18 protein-coding genes are annotated in these 17,753 nt (G+C 68.1%); 12 read left to right on the top strand and 6 right to left on the bottom strand.

Going from position 1 to position 17,753, the window contains the following annotated elements:
• Nucleotides 1-2 precede the first annotated feature (2 nt).
• From ACFWPH_RS23595 to ACFWPH_RS23585, 3 genes are all read left to right on the top strand, one after another.
• Nucleotides 3-1,142, top strand: coding sequence for a DUF5925 domain-containing protein (locus ACFWPH_RS23595; protein ID WP_378754310.1), 1,140 nt, complete (start codon nt 3-5; stop codon nt 1,140-1,142).
• Between the two features lie 270 nt (nt 1,143-1,412).
• Nucleotides 1,413-2,363 carry a cupin domain-containing protein gene (locus ACFWPH_RS23590; protein ID WP_378754309.1) on the top strand — a complete coding sequence of 317 codons (951 nt, stop codon included), beginning with the start codon at nt 1,413-1,415 and terminating at the stop codon, nt 2,361-2,363.
• A gap of 277 nt (nt 2,364-2,640) precedes the next feature.
• Nucleotides 2,641-3,075 (top strand): acyl-CoA thioesterase, encoded by a 435-nt coding sequence (locus tag ACFWPH_RS23585; protein ID WP_378754308.1) that lies wholly within the window; start codon nt 2,641-2,643, stop codon nt 3,073-3,075.
• 24 nt (nt 3,076-3,099) lie between these two features.
• Here the strand turns inward: ACFWPH_RS23585 and ACFWPH_RS23580 are convergent, their stop codons facing one another.
• Complete coding sequence (locus ACFWPH_RS23580; protein ID WP_378754307.1) at nt 3,100-3,540, bottom strand: hypothetical protein; 441 nt, start codon at nt 3,538-3,540, stop codon at nt 3,100-3,102.
• A 207-nt stretch (nt 3,541-3,747) separates the two neighbouring features.
• Here ACFWPH_RS23580 and ACFWPH_RS23575 point away from each other — a divergent pair, with 207 nt between their 5' ends.
• The 3 genes from ACFWPH_RS23575 to ACFWPH_RS23565 are packed head-to-tail and all read left to right on the top strand — an operon-like array spanning nt 3,748 to nt 5,579.
• Nucleotides 3,748-4,350, top strand: a complete 603-nt coding sequence (locus tag ACFWPH_RS23575) for a YbaB/EbfC family nucleoid-associated protein (protein WP_378754306.1) — start codon at nt 3,748-3,750, stop codon at nt 4,348-4,350.
• A gap of 3 nt (nt 4,351-4,353) precedes the next feature.
• Nucleotides 4,354-4,692 carry a type VII secretion target gene (locus ACFWPH_RS23570; RefSeq protein ID WP_378754305.1) on the top strand — a complete coding sequence of 113 codons (339 nt, stop codon included), beginning with the start codon at nt 4,354-4,356 and terminating at the stop codon, nt 4,690-4,692.
• Nucleotides 4,689-5,579 (top strand): hypothetical protein, encoded by an 891-nt coding sequence (locus ACFWPH_RS23565; protein ID WP_378754304.1) that lies wholly within the window; start codon nt 4,689-4,691, stop codon nt 5,577-5,579. Before ACFWPH_RS23570 ends, ACFWPH_RS23565 begins: the two co-directional genes overlap by 4 nt.
• 181 nt (nt 5,580-5,760) lie before the next feature.
• Here the strand turns inward: ACFWPH_RS23565 and ACFWPH_RS23560 are convergent, their stop codons facing one another.
• The 3 genes from ACFWPH_RS23560 to ACFWPH_RS23550 form a co-directional block, all read right to left on the bottom strand.
• Complete coding sequence (locus tag ACFWPH_RS23560) at nt 5,761-6,243, bottom strand: helicase associated domain-containing protein (RefSeq protein WP_378754303.1); 483 nt, start codon at nt 6,241-6,243, stop codon at nt 5,761-5,763.
• A 33-nt stretch (nt 6,244-6,276) separates the two neighbouring features.
• Entirely contained in the window at nt 6,277-7,116 is an 840-nt protein-coding gene (locus ACFWPH_RS23555) for an SDR family oxidoreductase (protein WP_378754302.1), read from the bottom strand.
• A gap of 67 nt (nt 7,117-7,183) precedes the next feature.
• Nucleotides 7,184-7,678: an Lrp/AsnC family transcriptional regulator gene (locus ACFWPH_RS23550; protein WP_378754301.1), complete on the bottom strand. Its 495-nt coding sequence runs from the start codon at nt 7,676-7,678 to the stop codon at nt 7,184-7,186.
• 144 nt (nt 7,679-7,822) lie between these two features.
• On the opposite strand from ACFWPH_RS23550, the gene pdhA reads away from it, so the two are divergent.
• The 4 genes from pdhA to ACFWPH_RS23530 all read left to right on the top strand — a co-directional run bounded on the left by pdhA (nt 7,823) and on the right by ACFWPH_RS23530 (nt 12,452).
• The gene (gene pdhA, locus ACFWPH_RS23545; protein ID WP_378754300.1) at nt 7,823-8,950 is read left to right on the top strand and encodes a pyruvate dehydrogenase (acetyl-transferring) E1 component subunit alpha; all 1,128 of its coding nucleotides are present in this window, start codon (nt 7,823-7,825) and stop codon (nt 8,948-8,950) included.
• Entirely contained in the window at nt 8,947-9,921 is a 975-nt protein-coding gene (locus ACFWPH_RS23540; RefSeq protein ID WP_378754299.1) for an alpha-ketoacid dehydrogenase subunit beta, read from the top strand. The genes pdhA and ACFWPH_RS23540 overlap by 4 nt, the downstream gene beginning before the upstream one ends.
• Before the next feature lie 29 nt (nt 9,922-9,950).
• A complete protein-coding gene (locus ACFWPH_RS23535; protein ID WP_378754298.1) occupies nt 9,951-11,528 on the top strand; it encodes a dihydrolipoamide acetyltransferase family protein in 1,578 nt (525 codons plus the stop codon).
• Between the two features lie 108 nt (nt 11,529-11,636).
• Nucleotides 11,637-12,452 carry a sulfurtransferase gene (locus tag ACFWPH_RS23530; RefSeq protein ID WP_378754297.1) on the top strand — a complete coding sequence of 272 codons (816 nt, stop codon included), beginning with the start codon at nt 11,637-11,639 and terminating at the stop codon, nt 12,450-12,452.
• Between the two features lie 198 nt (nt 12,453-12,650).
• On the opposite strand, the gene ACFWPH_RS23525 is transcribed toward ACFWPH_RS23530, so the two are convergent.
• Both ACFWPH_RS23525 and ACFWPH_RS23520 read right to left on the bottom strand, forming a co-directional pair.
• Nucleotides 12,651-13,358 carry an HNH endonuclease family protein gene (locus tag ACFWPH_RS23525; protein WP_378754488.1) on the bottom strand — a complete coding sequence of 236 codons (708 nt, stop codon included), beginning with the start codon at nt 13,356-13,358 and terminating at the stop codon, nt 12,651-12,653.
• 51 nt (nt 13,359-13,409) lie between these two features.
• Nucleotides 13,410-13,772, bottom strand: a complete 363-nt coding sequence (locus ACFWPH_RS23520; RefSeq protein ID WP_378754296.1) for a hypothetical protein — start codon at nt 13,770-13,772, stop codon at nt 13,410-13,412.
• 286 nt (nt 13,773-14,058) lie between these two features.
• On the opposite strand from ACFWPH_RS23520, the gene ACFWPH_RS23515 reads away from it, so the two are divergent.
• Both ACFWPH_RS23515 and ACFWPH_RS23510 read left to right on the top strand, forming a co-directional pair.
• Nucleotides 14,059-16,863, top strand: coding sequence for a DEAD/DEAH box helicase (locus tag ACFWPH_RS23515; protein ID WP_378754295.1), 2,805 nt, complete (start codon nt 14,059-14,061; stop codon nt 16,861-16,863).
• Nucleotides 16,863-17,627, top strand: coding sequence for an SWIM zinc finger family protein (locus ACFWPH_RS23510; RefSeq protein WP_378754294.1), 765 nt, complete (start codon nt 16,863-16,865; stop codon nt 17,625-17,627). Before ACFWPH_RS23515 ends, ACFWPH_RS23510 begins: the two co-directional genes overlap by 1 nt.
• Nucleotides 17,628-17,753 lie beyond the last annotated feature (126 nt).

Raw genomic sequence — 17,753 nt, 5'->3', positions numbered from 1 at the left:
CGATGCCCGAACGCAACGAACCACTTCGCCTGATCGAATTCGATCCCACCACCGCCGACCCCGCCGAAGCCCTGCCCTGGTCGGCCGTCCTCGACTCGTACTCCACGCCCCGAGATCTGCTGGACATGCTGACCCTGAGCCTGTTCGGCCGGGGCGTGCAGCCGTACTACCGCAAGAAGCAGCTGGATCGGGTGCGACCTGACGCCCTGCTGCGTCCGACGGGTTCGCAGATCTCACGGTCGGTAGTCGAGGCCGACGCGCAGTCGACCCTGGTGCTCGGCGAGGGCTGGACCCTGCGCGCCGACCGGTGGGCCGATAAATCGGCGACGCTGGAAGTGGTCGCGGTGAGCGACGAGCTGGCCGAACGCATCATCACCGAATCGGCCCGCGACGCGGAACAGCCCGCCCCCACCGACCTGACCGCGGTGAAAATGGGCTTCTGGCATCAGGGCGACCGCGGAGCGACCCGGCGCGCCCTCGCCGTCACCACCCCCGAGTGGCCCGAGATCCGGGGTAACTACAGCGGGCCCGTCGCGGGTGCGCTGGATCGGTTGATGGCGATGCAACCGGCCGATATCCGCGGTCGGTTGCTGCTCCTGCACGGCCCGCCCGGCACCGGCAAGACCACGGCCCTGCGCTCACTCGCACGGGCTTGGTCATCCTGGTGCCAGGCCGACTGTGTACTCGACCCGGAGATGCTGTTCGCCAAACCCGGCTACCTGATGCGGGCCGCGATGGGCGCCGAAGGCGAGGACGACGAATCCGACCGCTGGCGGCTGCTGATCCTGGAGGACTGCGACGAGCTGATCCACGCCGAAGCCAAATCCTCTTCGGGGCAGGGGCTTTCCAGGTTGCTCAATCTCACCGACGGGATGCTCGGCCAGGGTCGTGACGTGCTGGTCGCCATCAGCACCAACGAGGACCTGTCCCGGCTGCACCCTGCTGTGACCCGCCCGGGGAGATGCCTGGCGCAGGTGGAAATCGGCAAGCTGACCGCCACCGAGGCGCGGACCTGGCTGGGCGACACCCCCGCCGATATTCCGGCTGCCGGAGCCACGCTCGCCGAACTCGTCGCACTCCGGGACCGGGCCGAAAGTATCGCGGTGCGCACAGAATATGCCGAGGGCGGAATGTACCTGTAGTGAGCTCCGGTATCGAATTCCCTTGTTGCGTTGCGGCATATCAGGCCGGTGTGGTGGAAGAGTCCGCTGATGGTGGTGGGGTTTCGCGCAGTGCGGGGTCCGACGCTCGTCGACGGGCCGGTTCCTCGTGGGCGGCCGTGACGGGTGCGCTCATCCTGCCGACGCGGGCTACCGCTACCTCCAGGGGTCGATGAGGTTCTGGCGCAACTGTCCGGGGCCCCAGGTGAGAGGTCGTAGCCCTGGGGTGCCCGGCCGATTAGGGTTGGCGAGGTGGATGCATTGGCGGCGCTGCTGGAAGGCCCGCGGGCCCGGGGCGCGTTCGTGCTGCGGTCGATGCTCAGCCCGCCGTGGTCGCTGCGGATCCAGGACGAATCGCCGCTGACCCTCGTCGCCGTGGTCCGGGGGTGGGCGTGGGCGCTCACCGCCGACGGCGAGCAGCGCCGGGTCGAGGCCGGGGACGTCGCGGTGTTCCGGGGGCCGCATCCCTATACCGTCGCCGACGATCCCGCGACCGACCCGCAGATCCTGATCAACCCGGGGCAGGTCACCACGACTCTGGACGGTGAAGTGCTCTGCGAGACGATGAGTCTCGGGGTACGGCAATGGGGTAACGATCCGGACGGGGAAACGGTGTTCGTCACCGGATCCTACGAATACGTGGGCGCGGTGAGCCGCCGCCTGCTGCGTGCACTACCGCCCATGCTGGTGCTGCCGCGCGGCCGCTCCGACGATCGGCTGCTCGACCTGCTGACCGACGAAACCGTCAAGGACCTACCCGCCCAAGGCGTAGTGCTGGACCGCCTACTGGACCTGCTGCTCATCTCGACCCTGCGCACCTGGTTCTCCGGCACCGAAGCCCCACCGTGGTACCACGCCTACAGCGACCCACTGGTGGGGAAGGCCCTGCGGCTACTCCAGCACAACCCCGCCCACCCGTGGACCGTGGCCGCCCTCGCCCAGGAAGTCGGGGCATCGCGGGCCGCGCTGGCCCGCCGGTTCACCGAACTGGTCGGCGAACCACCCATGGCATTCCTCACCGAATGGCGTCTCGACCTGGCCGCCGACCTGCTGCAGGGCACCGAGGACACGGTCGAGGCCATCGCCCGCCGCGTCGGGTACGGCAGCGCATTCGCCTTGAGCACAGCGTTCAAACGGCACTTCGGCATCAGCCCGCGGGAACACCGGGCCGGCGGCACGACCGCGGTCTCCTCGGCCAGTTGATTCGTATCCGGTGTAGCGGCCGGGGCCGCGGTCCGGCTGCGGCGCCGGCGTCGCGCCCGGCCGGGTCTCGGTTGGACCGAGGACCGCGCCGAGCGGCCGCAGTTCCTCGGCCGGAGCGTTCACAGAACCGGCTGCCCTTCACCGGAAGGCTCAACCAGGCGACAGCTACGTCATCGGAGGCGTTGGACTGTGGCCGTCGCCCCGGGGAGCCGATGTCCTCGACCGCAGCGTCGTCTCGGCGGCGCTGCCCGCCGACCCACCCGGTATCGTCGCCCGGGTGACGACGCAGTATCCGGTGCTCTGGCCGGTGCCCACCCGATGGGCCGATAACGACCACTACGGGCACGTGAACAACGTGACCTACTACGCGTACTTCGATACCGCGGTCAATGCGTGGCTGATCGACGCGACCGGCACCGATATCCGCGACCTCCCCGCGATCGGGATCGTCGCGGAGACGTCCTGCCGGTTCCACGCCTCACTCAGCTTCCCGGACAAACTGCAGGTCGGCCTGCGAATCGCCCGCCTCGGCCGCTCCAGCATCACCTACGACCTGGCGATCTTCCGCGAAGCCGGACAGGACCTGGAACTCGCTGCCACCGGCACTTTCGTCCATGTCTACGTGGACGAGCACACGCGCAAACCGGTCGAGATCCCCGAGGTCATCCGCACCGCTGCCCAGACACTGGTCACCGAGGGCCCGGGATCCTAGCGCGCGCCGTACGGTTTCGCGGGCTCAGGTGCGGCGGACATCGCAGCGACGTACGGCGACGATATTGGGCACACCGTCCCGACCCTGCCCGTGTCCGGACAGCAGATCACGCCAACCGGGCCATGCGCCGTCGCTACCGCGGATCTCCACCAGTCCGAAGATCAACTCGCCGATGCTCGAATGCACCGTTTTCGGCAGCAGAATCCGGTTACCTACGATGACGACAACGGGTATCAGCATCGCCGTCGAGCCGACGGCCGGTGAGAATCCCAACTTCGCCACTAGTATGAGCAGTACCGCGAGAGCTGCGAAGAAAGAGCCGAACTGCAGGACGAAGTCGACCAACGCGGCAAACGTACTGCGTAGATCCCGGGGCGACGGGTACCGCGTATCCCCGTCCGTCCCATGGTGTCTCGGCAGGAAATCCGGCGTACTGGTCAACCCGAAGGCATCCCCCAAACTCATCCATCGATGATGGCACAATTCGTCGCAATCGAGCACTTTTGCGACCACGGTAGGACCGTGGCCGGACCTCTCGCCGATCCGGATGCCACGAATGTGAACCGAAGTCAACAGAATTGACCGGTACTGCCGCCATGGATACGATTCGTATCCGCCTTTCTTCGAGGAAGGATCGGGCGACCGGGGACGTTATCTAAGGGGGAGACACCGATGGATGCCGAGATGGGCCTGGACCAGGCAATAGCCGGGTTTGCGCAGATGGCCGCGGACGCGGAACGTAGAAGTGAGCGGTTCGCCGAGTTGCAGGAGCGGATGACTGCTCTTACATCGACCGAGTCGGGAGCCGGGGGTCGGGTCAGCGTCACCGTGGACAGCAGCGGGATTCCAACATCTATCGACCTCGCACCGGGTGTGCGGGATATGGATTCGCGCGCGCTGTCGGCCGAGATCTTGTCGTGTATGCGGCGGGCCCAAGGAAAACTCCGGCCGAGTGTTGCCGGGCTGGTTCACGATATCGTCGGCGAGGATCCGGCCGGAGCCGCGCTCGTAGACGGATTCGATCGGCGCTTCCCGGAGCCCGAGGAGACTGCGGTGCCTGTGCAGGGCTTCGGTCCACCACAGATCGACCGCTTTCCGCCGCCGGCCGCCACCCCGGTTCCCCCTCAGCATCCTGCTGCTCCGCCGGTGTGGGGTTCGGCGACCCCGCCCGCGGAGCGGCCGCAGCCACGCAAATACGATCGCGATCGGGTGGTTACTCCGGACGAGCCCGACGAAGAGGACGAGTACTACCGCCGGAAATCGTGGCTGGTGTAACTGATGACCACCAACCCTGACGCTCTCTCGGTCGATCCCGATGAGGTCCGAAATCATGCACAGAAGGTCGAGGCGCTCATTGGCGGCTTGGACAAATGCCTCGAAGCGGCAAACTATCTCGAGTCGGCAGACGATGGCTTTGGTGCCTATCCGCGGCCGATAGTGGCTTGGCTTTTCGATGACAACCATCGATCGACCGTCGAGGTGATCCGCGCAGTTGCCGAGCGCGCCACGCAGGTGCCGGAGAAGCTGAAGTCGACGGCAGCATCCTTCGAAGATGCCGACGGATCACTGGCGACGACGCTCCAGGGGTTGCAGGCGACGATCGGGGAATCCGGATGAGTAGCTTCGATGACGCCGCCCCGCCCGAGAATACGCTGATCAACCAGAACTCCCACTACAGCAACACCTACTTCCAAGAGGATGTGTCCTGGCTGTCCAATGTGGGGCTCGAAGGGGACCAGAAGACGGGTGGTTTGGGCGTCCTGAAAGGGACTTTCGCGGGCGATGCGTGGGATATCTACGGAAACCTGCGTGCCGGCGACAATGTGGAGGCGATCTTCGGCGCGGTAGGGCTCTCCGTAAGCGTCGCCGACGCGATCAAGGATCCGTTCGCGTTTGCCGGAACCCAGGTCGCAAAATGGATGCTGGAGCATATCGAGCCACTCAAACAGGCCTACGAGGAGCTGTCCGGCAACCCGACGATCGTCGAAGGTTATTCGAAGTCGTGGCAGAGTATTTCGGATGAACTGTCCACTGTGAAGAACACGTGGCTGAGCACAATCGAGAAGGATATCGGCACCTGGTCCGGTAGTGCCGGCGATGCTTACCGCAAGCATGCCGAAGATATTCTCACCGCGATCGACACGGCCGCGGCCGCAGCGGCGTCGCTCGGCAAACTGATGGAGCTCGTAGGGAAGTGCATCGCCATCGTCCGAGATCTCGTACGCGATATCATCGCCTCGCTGCTCGGCGCGGCGATCGGATACACGATCGAACTTGCGGTCACCGCAGGCGCCGCGGCGGGGCATGTCATCGCCGCGTTCCTGGCGAAGTTCGCAAAGAGCAGCTTGGATACGATGACCTACCTGAAGAAGCTCAAAGACATAATCTGGACCTTCGATACGTATCGCGAGCCACTTGCCAAGGCCCTCGCTGCTGTGACGCCCGCGATCACTTCCTGGCTGAGCTCCGAGCCCCAGGGGAACACACAGGCTGCCACAGCGTAGTCAGCGCCGCCGCCGTCCGGCGCGGCGATTCGCTCGGCAGGTAGTCGACAGCCTGCGCCGGCAGGGCATTCCGTTCGATGAGCAGGCGATCGAGTACCACTACCCCGAGTGATCACATCGGCGGCAGCGGGCGTGAATTCGGTGGATGCAGGCCGAGTGTCACCGACCGGAGGGGGGTCGATCAGTCGAGTTCGACTCCGATCGACCGCAACTGCTGTGCTCGTTCGGCCGCATAGGCCTGCAGTGCGGTGATGCCGACATCCCAGCGCCGTCGTCCGGCCTGCGGGGTCCGTTTTCGCAGTGCATCACGCCGGGGCACGGCAACACCCAGCCGCCGGAGCTGCCTGCGCCGTTCGGTGGGCAATTTGCCCTGGCGGGCGGCGGTTTTGCAGCGGTGCAGCCAATTGCCGAGCTTCGCGCCGAACGGGGTCACGTAATCGGGCGGAACCTCCGGGGTTCCGTAGACGGTGCGGTACATCTCGAGCTCACTGATCCACCCGTTCCACGCCTGCTGCGGATTGCGGCCCACGTTCGGCGCGCGCCGGTCGAGGTCCATGCCCAGCCGGACCAGGTCGGCGACCTGTCCCGCGGCCAGCTCGCCCTTCCGGTACTTCGCGCGGCAGCCGGTCAACCAGCTGCCCAGCTTCCGACCCTCGGGTGTCACGTAGGCGACCGGTGGACGCCAGGGCGGCATGAATCAGTCGCCGGGGTTTTCCAGAGCGGCTTGGAAGCGGCGCATACCGCGGATCCAGCGGTCGTAGTCCGACCCCTTGTTGCGGTACATCTGCAGGACTTCCGGGTGCGGGAGGATCAGGAATTCCCCGGCCGCGACCCCGGCGAGGACCGTGTCGGCGACCTCTTCGGCGCTGAGTACGGCGCCCGCGGATTTCACGGCGGTGATCGCCAACCGGCCCGCTTCGGCGTTGTTCTCCGGGATCATCCCTTCCCGGAGCAGTGCCGTGTCCACGCCCATCGGGCAGATGCAGCTGACGCCGATTCCCTTGTCGCCGTAGGTGATCGACAGCCATTCGGCGAAGCCTACGGCGGCGTGCTTGGAGACCGAGTACGGTGCCGAGCCCAGTTGAGTGAGTAGGCCGGCGGCGGAGGCGGTGGAGATGAAGTAGCCGCTGCCGCGTTCCAGCCAGCCGGGGACGAGGAGGCGGGCGGCGCGGATATGGGCGAGGGTGTTGACCTCGAGGGCGGCCGACCATTGCGCGTCGGTGCTGTCCAGGCCTGCGCCGCCGCCGATACCGGCGTTGGCGAAGTAGAAGTCGACGGGGCCGAAGGAGGTTTCCGCGGCCGCGATCAGCTGCGCGATCACCTCGGGGTCGGCGGCGTCGCCGCCGGCGGAGATCGCGGCGTCGCCGATCTCGTCGGCGACCTTCGCCGCGGTGGTGGGATCGAGATCGGCGACGACGACCTTCGCGCCGTGGCCGGCGAGCCCGCGGGCCAGTGCCGCGCCGATACCGGAGCCGCCGCCGGTGACGATGGCGGTCCGGCCGGAGAAGGTGTCGGTTGCTGTGCCTGAGAGCTCCATATCGGCACCTTATCCCTTACTGCGACACAAGCCTAGGTATGTCGCTTAATAAGAGGTTCGTGGCGGTTCAGTCCGGCTCGGCCAGGCGCCGCAGCAGGGGTGCGGTGCGGGGGCCCACCAGCTCCTGCATCACGAGTGTCATATTGGTGCGGACCACGCCGGGGATCTTCAGGATCTGGCCGGCGATCCGATAGAGATCGTCGGCATCGCGGGCGACCACGCGGACCGTGAGATCGGTCGGGCCGGTCATACCGCAGGCCTCGGTCACCTCCGGTACCTCGGCCAGTTCGTCGACCACGGAGTCGAGGCGATGCTGGTCCACGACCACCGCGACGAATGCGGACAGCCGGTACCCCAGCGCGCGCGGCTGCACCCGGAGTTCGAAACTGCGCAGGACGCCGGCGGCTTCCCACCGCGCGAGCCGGGCCTGCACGGTATTGCGGGAGAGTCCGAGCCGCGCGGCCAGTTCGACGCCGGTGGCGCGGGGGCTGGCGGTCAGTTCGAGCAGTAGTCGTGCGTCGGTGGCGTCCAATACCGGGTCGGTGCTTTCCTGGCTGGTCATAAAGCGCAGTATGACAGCAAATGACCTCGCGAAACCGTGCGGAATGCTCAGTTGCCGGATCGAGACTTGCGCAGTTCGCCTAAGCGTGGATGCTGTGTGTTGTAGGCCACATCAGCGCGTGACCCGCGTGAGGAGGCGAGGCCGATGCCCGGCGCAACCGAGTATCCGGTGCAACTGATCCAGCCCGACGGCGCTCGGGTGCACAACCCCGAATATCAGGCCCTGATCGCCGATATCGGACCGGATGAACTGTGGCAGCTCTACGAAGATCTGGTGGTGAGCCGGCGGATCGATACCGAGGCCGTCGCCCTGGCCCGGCAGGGGCAGCTCGGTCTGTGGGCGCCGGGGGAGGGGCAGGAAGCCGCTCAGGTCGGTTCGGCACACGCGCTGCAGCCCGACGACTACGTCTTCAGCAGTTACCGCGAAGCGGCGGTCGCGTACTGCCGTGGTGTGGACCCGGGAGCTATCACCCCGATGTGGCGCGGGGTCGCGCATTCGTCGTGGGATCCGGCGGAGATCAATATGACCAACCCGGCGATCGTGGTGGGCGCGCAGGGCCTGCACGCCACGGGTTACGCGTATGCCGCCCACCTGGAAGGCGCGGAGATCGCCACCATCGCCTACTTCGGTGACGGCGCCACCAGCCAGGGCGATATCGCCGAGGCCCTGACCTTCGCCTCCACCTGGAGCGCCCCGGTCGTGTTCTTCTGCCAGAACAACCACTGGGCGATCAGCGAACCCGTGCATCTGCAGAGCGCGACCCCGATCGCGCAGCGAGCGGTGGGTCATGGGATCCCGGCGACCCGGGTGGACGGGAACGATGTGCTGGCCGTCCTGGCCGTCACCCGCCGGGCCGCCGCCCGCGCCCGCACCGGCGGTGGACCCTCCTTCATCGAGGCCATCACCTACCGCATGGGCCCGCACACCACCGCGGACGACCCGACCCGCTACCGCACCTCCGCGGAAACCGGGGACTGGGCCCGCCGCGATCCGATCCTGCGGATGCGGCGGCTGCTCGAACGCGAGGGCCTGTTCGATCCGGCCGGGCAGCGGCGGGTGGAGGAACGCGCGGACGAGGTGGCGCACCGGATCCGGTCGGCCACGCTCGCCATGCCCGATCCCGAACCGCTGGAACTGTTCGACCACGTCTATGCGACACCGCATCAGCTCGTCGCGGCCCAGCGCCGCGAATACGCCGAGTACCTGGCCGACGACCCGGCCGACGGCGAGAACGTCGCGCCCACCCTGCGCGAGGAAGGAGTCCGCTCATGATCACCACATTGGCCGCGGCGCTCAACGCCGGGTTGCGCACCGCCCTGGAGGACGACCCCAAGGTGGTGCTGATGGGTGAGGACATCGGACGGCTGGGTGGTGTGTTCCGGGTGACCGATACGCTGCAGAAGGATTTCGGCGACCGCCGCGTCATCGATACGCCGCTGGCCGAATCCGGCATCGTGGGCACGGCGTTCGGCATGGCACTGCGCGGTTATCGGCCGGTTTGCGAGATCCAGTTCGACGGTTTCGTCTACCCGGCCTTCGATCAGATCGTCTCGCAGGTGGCCAAAATCCATTACCGGACACGGGGCAAGGTGAGCGCTCCGCTCACGATCCGGATCCCTTTCGGTGGCGGGATCGGTTCCGTCGAACACCATTCCGAATCGCCGGAGGCCTACTTCGCGCATACCGCGGGCCTGCGCGTGGTTTCGCCGAGCAACCCGGCCGACGCTTATACGATGATCCGCCAGGCGATCGCGCTGGACGATCCGGTGATCTTCTTCGAACCCAAACGCCGCTACTGGGACAAGGCCGAACTCGACCCCGCCGCAACGGATTCGCTGCCACTGGAGCGGGCCCGGGTCTGCGTACCGGGTTCGGACGCCACCCTCGTCGCGTACGGGGGTACGGTCGCCACCGCGGTAACCGCGGCGAAAATCGCTACGGAAGAGGGGCTCTCGCTCGAGGTGATCGATCTGCGCAGCCTGGCGCCGCTGGATATCGACACCATCGCCGAATCGGTGGACCGGACCGGCCGGCTGATCGTGGTGCACGAAGCGCCCGTCACCGGCGGAATCGGCGCGGAGATCGCGGCCCGGATCACCGAACGCTGTTTCTATCGACTCGAAGCACCGGTCCGGCGGGTCGGCGGATTCGATATTCCCTACCCTCCGGCTAAGCTCGAAAAGCATCACCTGCCCGATCCGGACCGCATCCTGGCGGCGGTCGACAGCACACTTGCCGCCTGAGTGCCCCGCCACCCTGACGCCAGCCGGAGGTGCCCACCGTGGACGATGCCGCTACCGCCGAATCCGGCGAGATCCTGGAATTCCGGCTGCCGGACCTCGGCGAGGGGCTCACCGACGCCGAACTGCAGAACTGGACCGTCGCGGTGGGCGACGAGGTCGAGTTGAACCAGACCATCGCCGAGGTGGAAACCGCGAAGGCGGTGGTCGCGCTGCCCTCGCCGTTCGCGGGCACTGTGGTGGAACTGCTCGCCGAACCGGGGTCGACGATCGAGGTCGGGGCGCCGCTGCTGCGGATCCGTAGCAGTACGCCCGCGCCGGAAGGCAACGGTCGCACGTCGGTGCTCGTGGGGTATGGGCCGGAGACGGAGAATCAGCCGTCGCGCCGGCGCCGCATGCGTACCGCGGCGGCATCCGCTCCACCTGCGGAAACGACGGCCGCCGGGGTCGACTACGAGGGGGGTGTCATCGGCGCGGATACGGGTGTAGCGGACGAGGCGGCCACAGCGCCTGTGCACGGGGCCGGTGCCGCCGAGGAAACGTCGGCACCGGTGGGGAGGGCCGGCGCGGAGCATTCTGGCGGCACCCGCGCCGAGGCGGGTGTTCGTTCGCCGGCCGGGACGGCAGGGGGCGCTCGGCCCGATGCGGCGGCTGGGGGCCGCGGCGGTGCGCCACACGGCGGGGACACCCTCGGCTCGGGAGTCGGCGGCGGGCGGGTCTCCGCCACCCCCGGCGCGCGAAAGCTGGCGCGGGAGCTGGGAATCGACCTCTGGTACGTGGCCGGTTCCGGGCCGGAAGGCGCGGTCACCGTCGCCGATGTTCGCGGTGCGGTGCCGGTATCGGAACCCGCGCCGCGTGACCACACCGCCGAGGAGGTCGCGCGTATCGAGCAGCGGGCCGACGGGTCGGCCCGGGAGGAGCGCACGCCGATCTCCGGAATCCGGAAACGGACCGCGGCCGCCATGGTCGCCAGCGCCCGCACGATTCCGCAGGCGTCCACCTCCAGCACGGTCGATATCACGGCGTCGCTGGAACTGCTGGATCATCTGCGTGCCACCAAGACATTCGAGGGGCTGACCCCCACGCCGCTCGCCTTGGTCGCGAAATCGGTTCTTGCCGCGCTGGCCGAATACCCGGGGATCAACACCTACTGGGACGAGGCGAATTCGGAGATCGTCACCAGGTATTTCGTCAACCTGGGTATCGCGGTGGCCACCGAGCGGGGACTGCTTGTGCCCAACATCAAAGACGCGCAGACACTCAGCCTGCGGGAACTGTGCCGGGAGATCGGCTGGCTGGCGCAGACCGCCCGCGATGGCCGGGCCGGGCTGTCCGACCTGAGGGGCGGGACGTTCACGATCTCCAACGTCGGCGTTTTCGGGGTCGAATCGGGGACACCGCTGGTCAACCCGGGTGAGGCGGCGATTCTGTGTGTCGGTGCGGTGAACTCGCGGCCGTGGGTTTTCCGCGGTGAGCTGGCCGTACGGTCGGTGGTCACGCTGACGCTGAGTTTCGACCACCGCATGATCGACGGCGAACTCGCGGCGCGGTTCCTGGCCACGGTCGCCGGCGCGCTGGAGGATCCGCTGACTCTGCTCGCCCGCATCTGAGCAGGCCCGCCGGTAGGTGAATTCTGCGGTGGGCGCATGGACGTGGCAGACCAGGCGCGCGTACGGTGAAAAAACTGTTCCAGACAGACTCTTGGACGAGGAGCTGCGTTGAACGCGGTACTGATCTCGGCTGAAGAACTCCGGGAATCAACGGAAGAAAACCTGCGCCTGCTGGACGTCCGCTGGCAGCTGGGTGACCCGGAGGGGCCTCAGCAGTACCAGAACGGCCATATCCCGGGCGCGGTGTTCGTCGACCTCGACACCGAGCTCGCCGCATTACCCACCCCGGCCCAGGGCCGGCATCCGCTGCCGGACCCCGAGCAGCTCCAGAAATGCGCCCGCAGCTGGGGCCTGTGTGCGGGGGACCCGGTCGTGGTCTACGACGCGCTCGGCGGTATGTCGGCCGCGCGGGCGTGGTGGCTGCTGCGCTGGGCCGGGATCACCGATGTGCGCATCCTCGACGGCGGGCTGCCCGCATGGCTGCGCGGCGGCGGTGACCTGGCGACCGGGGTGGAACCGGACCCCGAACTCGGCGATATCGAACTCGACCCCGGTCGGCTGCCGGTGATCGATGCCGATGCCGCCGCCCGCTGGGAAGGTGTGCTGATCGATGCCCGGGCCGCCGAACGGTATCGCGGCGAACAAGAACCCGTTGATCCCCGGGCGGGACATATTCCCGGTGCAATCAGCGCGCCGACCAGCGAGAACCTCGATGAGGACGGCTGTTTCCTGCCGGCGGAACTGCTGCGCCGCCGATACAACGACCTCGGCGGCGAACCGGTCGCGGTGTACTGCGGTTCGGGGATCACGGCCGCCCATGCGATCGCGGCACTCGCGGTGGTGGGTGTGGAGGCGGCCCTGTATCCGGGGTCGTGGTCGCAGTGGGCGCACGATTCGAAACGGCCCGTGGCGACGGGTGCCTGATCGGGCGCTGGTCCAGCGCGGTGTGGATGCGCTCGGCCGCCGGTAGCCGGCTCGCCGATATGGCCGGACCCCGGGCTTGACGCACGGCAGGTTCGAGGCGCCGATCCCCGCCGCCCGCGGTAGCCGGCGCTTGGTCGGCTCGCGGTCCGTAGGGCTCCGGGGAGTCCGCGGCGCGACGGTGCCTCGGCGCCGCGCATATCAGTCGCACCGCGCCGTGATATCGCGCAATACCGCATGGTCCGCGCCGGTGACCGGGAGCTGGTACCGCACGGCGACCGTGAGGTACCGGCCCGCGTAGTAGCAGTGCCCCGGACGCGACGGTGGTAACCACTCGGCGGGTGTGCTGTCGCTTTTGTCGGTATTGGTCGCGCGGTCGGTGGCCTGCAGGTTGTACTCGATATCGTTCGCGAAGCGGATGCGCTGCGCGGGTGCCCAGGTGGCGGCTCCCATATCCCAGGCGGCGGCCAGCGGATAGATATGGTCCACGGGCAGCTGCTGGGCGTTTTCCTTGCTGAACACCATCCGGTTGCCGGTATACGGATCGGCCAGGATGCCGGACTGGACGACGCAGCCCCCGGTACCCGGCCGGTAGGCGATTTCCACCAGCTGACGGGCCAGCACATTGTTGCGGGTATCGCAGCCGTCGTGACCGCCCGGGCCGTCGTGATCATCGGACCAGGCCGGTCCGAAAACGCAACCCTGCCCGGACCCGCAATCACGCTCGTAGCCGCCGGTGTGCGGGCGTTCGGGAACCACCCGGACCGCGGCGAGGAGCTGTTCGAGTTGAGCGCGCCCGGGGCTACCGGGTGCGGGCCGCAGGCCCGGCGGGACTGCGCAGGCGGCGAGCAGGCCGACCAAGCAGGCGGTGAGCAGTGCGGAAACCGTGTGAATCTTCCCCCGTGTCATCACGGTTACCGGTATACCCGAGGGCGCCGACAGGTTCCGGCGCCCGGTGGATCACAGCCAGGCGCGGGCCAGCAGCTCGTCGTTGTCGACCCCGCTGCTACGCGGTGGGAAACGCGTGGCGACCAGGGATTCGATATGCACCCCGTCGTGGCCGATCACCCAGGAACCGCCGCTGTCCAGACATTCGGCGATCTTGGCGAAGGCCGTGAGCAGGAACGCGATGGCATCCTCGGGCCGGTCGGTGTGGGCGAGCCGCTGCGATTCGCCGGGCCGGGACAGATCCAGCCAGACACCGCACTGGCCGTCCAGACGCATACCGACGATCTTGCCGGCATCCACGAAGGTGAACTTCCGCCGCTCCCAGGGTGTGGTCGGCGTGTAGCTCTGCTCGAGAACCTGGAGCAGAATTGTCATACTGCTGCCCTCCGCTGTTCGATGACGCCGCTGTGTGCTGTGGGGACCGCTGTTCCGGGGCCGGTGTGCGCCGCCTGCCGTATGACGCTGCCGGACAGCGCGCCCGGTGCGGGCTCCGCCCGGCGGGCGTGGATGGCGGATAACAGCGGTGACCAGCGGATATTTCCCAGTATGTGCCGATATCGGGGATAAATCCAGAAATGGCCCGGCGCGCCGGAGCGGGGTCCGGACGGGAGCCGGCGGGGACGGTTCACGGCGTGTCGGACCGGGCTGATTTGATGGGGCCATGCTGCACGGACTGTGGTCGCCCGGAGCCGGGCTACTGCTGTGGCGTGCCCCGGGTGAGGAGGGCGAGCCGGTCGGGGGCCTGCTCGGCTCGGTACTGGCGGAGTCGCGGTTCCGGCACCGCGCCGAAGTGCTCCTGGTGGACGAGGCCGGTGCCCGGCGGGAAACCGTCCGGGCCCACGCGCTCGTGCCCGCCGCCGCGGCTGCCGCCTTACGGCAGCGGTTGCCGGCCGCGGCCGTGGCCGGTGATCTGCGGTTCCTCGCGCACCTCGCACTCGGATTGGAAAGGTGGATACGCGCGGGCGCGGTGGTGCCGGAATTGCGGCGCGAGGACGGCCAGTGGTGGGCGCGCTGGCGGCCGGTCGGCGGATCCGGTCAGCGCGCCTGGCTCGCCGAACTCGCGGCGCTGGCACCGCCGGCACTGCGCGTCGCGGGTGAGCCGGCCGATGTGCTCGACGATATGGTCACCGAGCTCACCGATCCGATGGTGCGCGAACTGCTCGCCGCGGATACCCATCCACATCCGCTGGCCCACGCGTTGTCGGCGGACGCTCCGGTGGAGTCGGGCAGCTACCAGGTGGCCGAAGTGCTGCGGCAGTGGCGGGAGACGCAGTCGTCCGGCGAACCGGAGCTGGTGTTGCGGCTGCGCGAACCGGACGGCGAATTCGCCGAAATGCCCGGGGATTCCGCGTTGTGGCGGCTGGAGGTCTGCCTGCGCGCCGACGGCGCGGCACCGCGGCCGATTCCGGTGCCGGGAATCGCGGACGAAGTACGTACCGGCCTGGAATGGCTGGGGAAAGCGCAGCGCGCCTATCCGCGGCTCCGCGATGTCCCGGCCGATTCACACAGCCTCGACCTGCTGCTGCCGACGGAAGTGGTGGCCGATCTGGTCGCGCACGGCGCACAGGCGCTGTCGGCCGCGGGGATCCCGCTGCTGCTGCCCCGAGCCTGGAATATCACCGAACCGACCCTGCGGCTGCGGGTGAGCGGCGCCGCGGTGCCCGCCGCCCAGAGCACGGTCGGCCTGGACGGGCTGGTGTCCTACCGCTGGGAGCTGGCACTCGGCGATACCGTGCTGTCCGAGCCCGAGATGCGGCAGCTGATCACGGTGCAATCGGATCTGGTGCGGTTACGCGGGGAATGGGTGCAGGCCGATCACGGTGCCCTCGCCGCCGCCGCGAAATTCGTCGCGCTGCACACCGGCGACAACGAGATCACCCTCGCCGATCTGATCGGTGAGATCGCCGCGGAACAGGCCGGGCGGGTACCGCTCACCGAGGTCACCGCCGAGGGCTGGCCGGCGGCTCTTTTCGACTCCGGCCGCGCGGAGGAACCGGTGGCCGCGCCGGCCCGGCTGAAAGCGCAGCTCCGCCCGTACCAGGAACGGGGGCTGGCGTGGCTGGCCACGATGAACCGGCTGAACTGCGGGGCGATCCTCGCCGACGATATGGGTCTCGGGAAAACGATCCAGGTCCTCGCGCTGCTGCTGCACGAACGCGAAGGGGCCACCGCCCCGCGGCCGACGGTGCTGGTGTGCCCGATGTCGGTGGTGGGCAACTGGCAGCGGGAAGCCGCGCGTTTCGCCCCGGACCTGCGGGTTCTGGTGCACCACGGACCCGGCCGGGCCCAGGGCGACGATCTGGATACGGCCGTGGCCGGGGCCGATCTGGTGATCACCACCTACGCGTTGCTCGCCCGCGATATCGCCCATCTGTCCCGGCAGCAGTGGGAGCGTGTGGTCCTCGACGAGGCCCAGCACATCAAGAACGCCGCCACCCGGCAGGCGCGGGCGGCGCGGGCGTTACCGGCCCGGCATCGGCTCGCGCTCACCGGCACCCCGGTGGAGAACCGGCTGGAGGAACTGCGCTCCCTCTTCGATTTCGCGGTACCGAAGTTGCTGGGCAGCCCGCAGACCTTCCGTGCCCGTTTCGCCGTACCGATCGAACGGGAGAACGATCAGGGCGCCGTCACCCGGCTGCGCGCCGTCACCTCGCCGTTCCTGTTGCGCCGGGTGAAAACCGACCCGGCCGTGATCGATGATCTTCCCGAGAAATTCGAGATGACCGTGCGGGCCAATCTCACCGTCGAACAGGCAGCCCTGTATCAGGCCGTTGTCGAGGATATGCTCGAAAAACTGCGCGATGCCAAGGGAATGGCCCGCAAGGGGGCCGTACTCGGTGCGCTCACCAAGTTAAAGCAGGTGTGCAACCATCCCGCCCATTTCCTCGGGGATTCCTCCGCCGTGCTGCGCCGCGGCGCACATCGCTCCGGGAAACTGGCACTGGTCGAGGATGTGCTCGACGCCGTGCTCGCGGAAGGAGAGAAGGCGCTGCTGTTCACCCAGTTCCGCGAATTCGGTGAACTCATCGTCCCCTACCTCACCGAACGTTTCGGCAGTCCGATCCCGTTCCTGCACGGCGGGGTCGCAAAGAAACGCCGCGACGGCATGGTGGAGGCATTCCAGCGGCCCGACGGGCCGCCGCTGATGCTCCTCTCGCTCAAGGCCGGCGGTACAGGACTGAACTTGACCGCCGCGAATCATGTGGTGCATCTGGACCGCTGGTGGAATCCCGCCGTGGAGAACCAGGCCACCGACCGCGCCTTCCGGATCGGGCAGCAGCGCACGGTGCAGGTGCGGAAACTGGTCTGCGTCGACACGATCGAGGAGCGGATCGACGAAATGATCACCGGGAAACGCGAACTCGCCGATCTCGCGATCGGAGTGGGGGAGAACTGGATCACCGAACTCGGCGACGACGATCTGGCCCGCTTGTTCAGCCTGGGCGCCGAGGCGGTGGGAGAGTAGTGGCCGATTTCGCCGAATACGGGAAACGCCGGCCGGTAACCGGCGGAGCATCGACCCGCAACCGCCGCGGCGGATTCGCCCGCAACTTCTGGGGCAAGGCGCTGCTCGAGGTGATGGAACGGCTCGCCGACCCCGGCCGGCTCGCGCGCGGTCGCACCTATGCGCGGGCGGGGCAGGTGGTGAGTTACCGCATCGAGCCGGGGCTCGTCACCGCCGAGGTGCAGGGCAGCCAGCCGCGCCCGTTCACCACCACCTGCGAGATCCGCCGGTTGCGGCCGGAAGAAGTGGAACTGGTGGTGGAGGTGATCCGGTCCGCGCCGGGGATGCTGGCGCGGATCGTATCCGGCGACCTGCCCCGCGAACTCGCCCCGCATCTGGTGCCGGAAACCGCCGCCGATATCGACTTCGGTTGCAGCTGCCCGGACCCGGGCTGGCCGTGCAAACATGCGATCGCGGTCGTCTGCTTGCTGGCCGAACGGCTGGACGACCATCCCCGTGATCTGCTCGCCGTACGCGGGCTGAGTATCGAACGACTCATCGGCGGAGTCGAAACGGCCACCGAGCAGATGGACGAAACCACCGACCCCTACGGCAACGCCCTCGAACTACCCGAGCTGCCCGCCCCGCGCGGTGGCCCCGCACTCGACGAGCTGGATCCGGCGCTGCTGCGGCGCGCGCTGCGAATGCTCTGCGCCGACGAAACCACCGCGGCCGCGGGGAACCGCGCCTTGGTCACGATGTACTCGTCCATGACCGAGGGATAGTGTGCGCCGATATCCGATGGTCATCGCGGCTGAGCCCCGCCGGTCACGATGCTCGTGCACAACGATCCGGTGCAGACGAGGCGGGCAACGGTGTACCGCGGTGCCTTCGCGGCCGTATGCCGGAAT

This window comes from Nocardia sp. NPDC058499, assembly GCF_042719915.1.
GTDB lineage: Bacteria > Actinomycetota > Actinomycetes > Mycobacteriales > Mycobacteriaceae > Nocardia.
Note: the sequence above shows the minus strand (reverse complement) of the source record. Positions and strands in the feature narration are given on the sequence as shown.

Coding starts and splice junctions, on each gene's coding strand:
- ACFWPH_RS23595 (WP_378754310.1), top strand. CDS start 3: ATGCCCGAACGCAACGAACCACTTCGCCTGATCGAATTCGATCCCACC.
- ACFWPH_RS23580 (WP_378754307.1), bottom strand. CDS start 3,540: ATGAGTTTGGGGGATGCCTTCGGGTTGACCAGTACGCCGGATTTCCTG.
- ACFWPH_RS23575 (WP_378754306.1), top strand. CDS start 3,748: ATGGATGCCGAGATGGGCCTGGACCAGGCAATAGCCGGGTTTGCGCAG.
- ACFWPH_RS23570 (WP_378754305.1), top strand. CDS start 4,354: ATGACCACCAACCCTGACGCTCTCTCGGTCGATCCCGATGAGGTCCGA.
- ACFWPH_RS23565 (WP_378754304.1), top strand. CDS start 4,689: ATGAGTAGCTTCGATGACGCCGCCCCGCCCGAGAATACGCTGATCAAC.
- ACFWPH_RS23555 (WP_378754302.1), bottom strand. CDS start 7,116: ATGGAGCTCTCAGGCACAGCAACCGACACCTTCTCCGGCCGGACCGCC.
- ACFWPH_RS23550 (WP_378754301.1), bottom strand. CDS start 7,678: ATGACCAGCCAGGAAAGCACCGACCCGGTATTGGACGCCACCGACGCA.
- pdhA (WP_378754300.1), top strand. CDS start 7,823: ATGCCCGGCGCAACCGAGTATCCGGTGCAACTGATCCAGCCCGACGGC.
- ACFWPH_RS23540 (WP_378754299.1), top strand. CDS start 8,947: ATGATCACCACATTGGCCGCGGCGCTCAACGCCGGGTTGCGCACCGCC.
- ACFWPH_RS23525 (WP_378754488.1), bottom strand. CDS start 13,358: ATGACACGGGGGAAGATTCACACGGTTTCCGCACTGCTCACCGCCTGC.
- ACFWPH_RS23520 (WP_378754296.1), bottom strand. CDS start 13,772: ATGACAATTCTGCTCCAGGTTCTCGAGCAGAGCTACACGCCGACCACA.
- ACFWPH_RS23515 (WP_378754295.1), top strand. CDS start 14,059: ATGCTGCACGGACTGTGGTCGCCCGGAGCCGGGCTACTGCTGTGGCGT.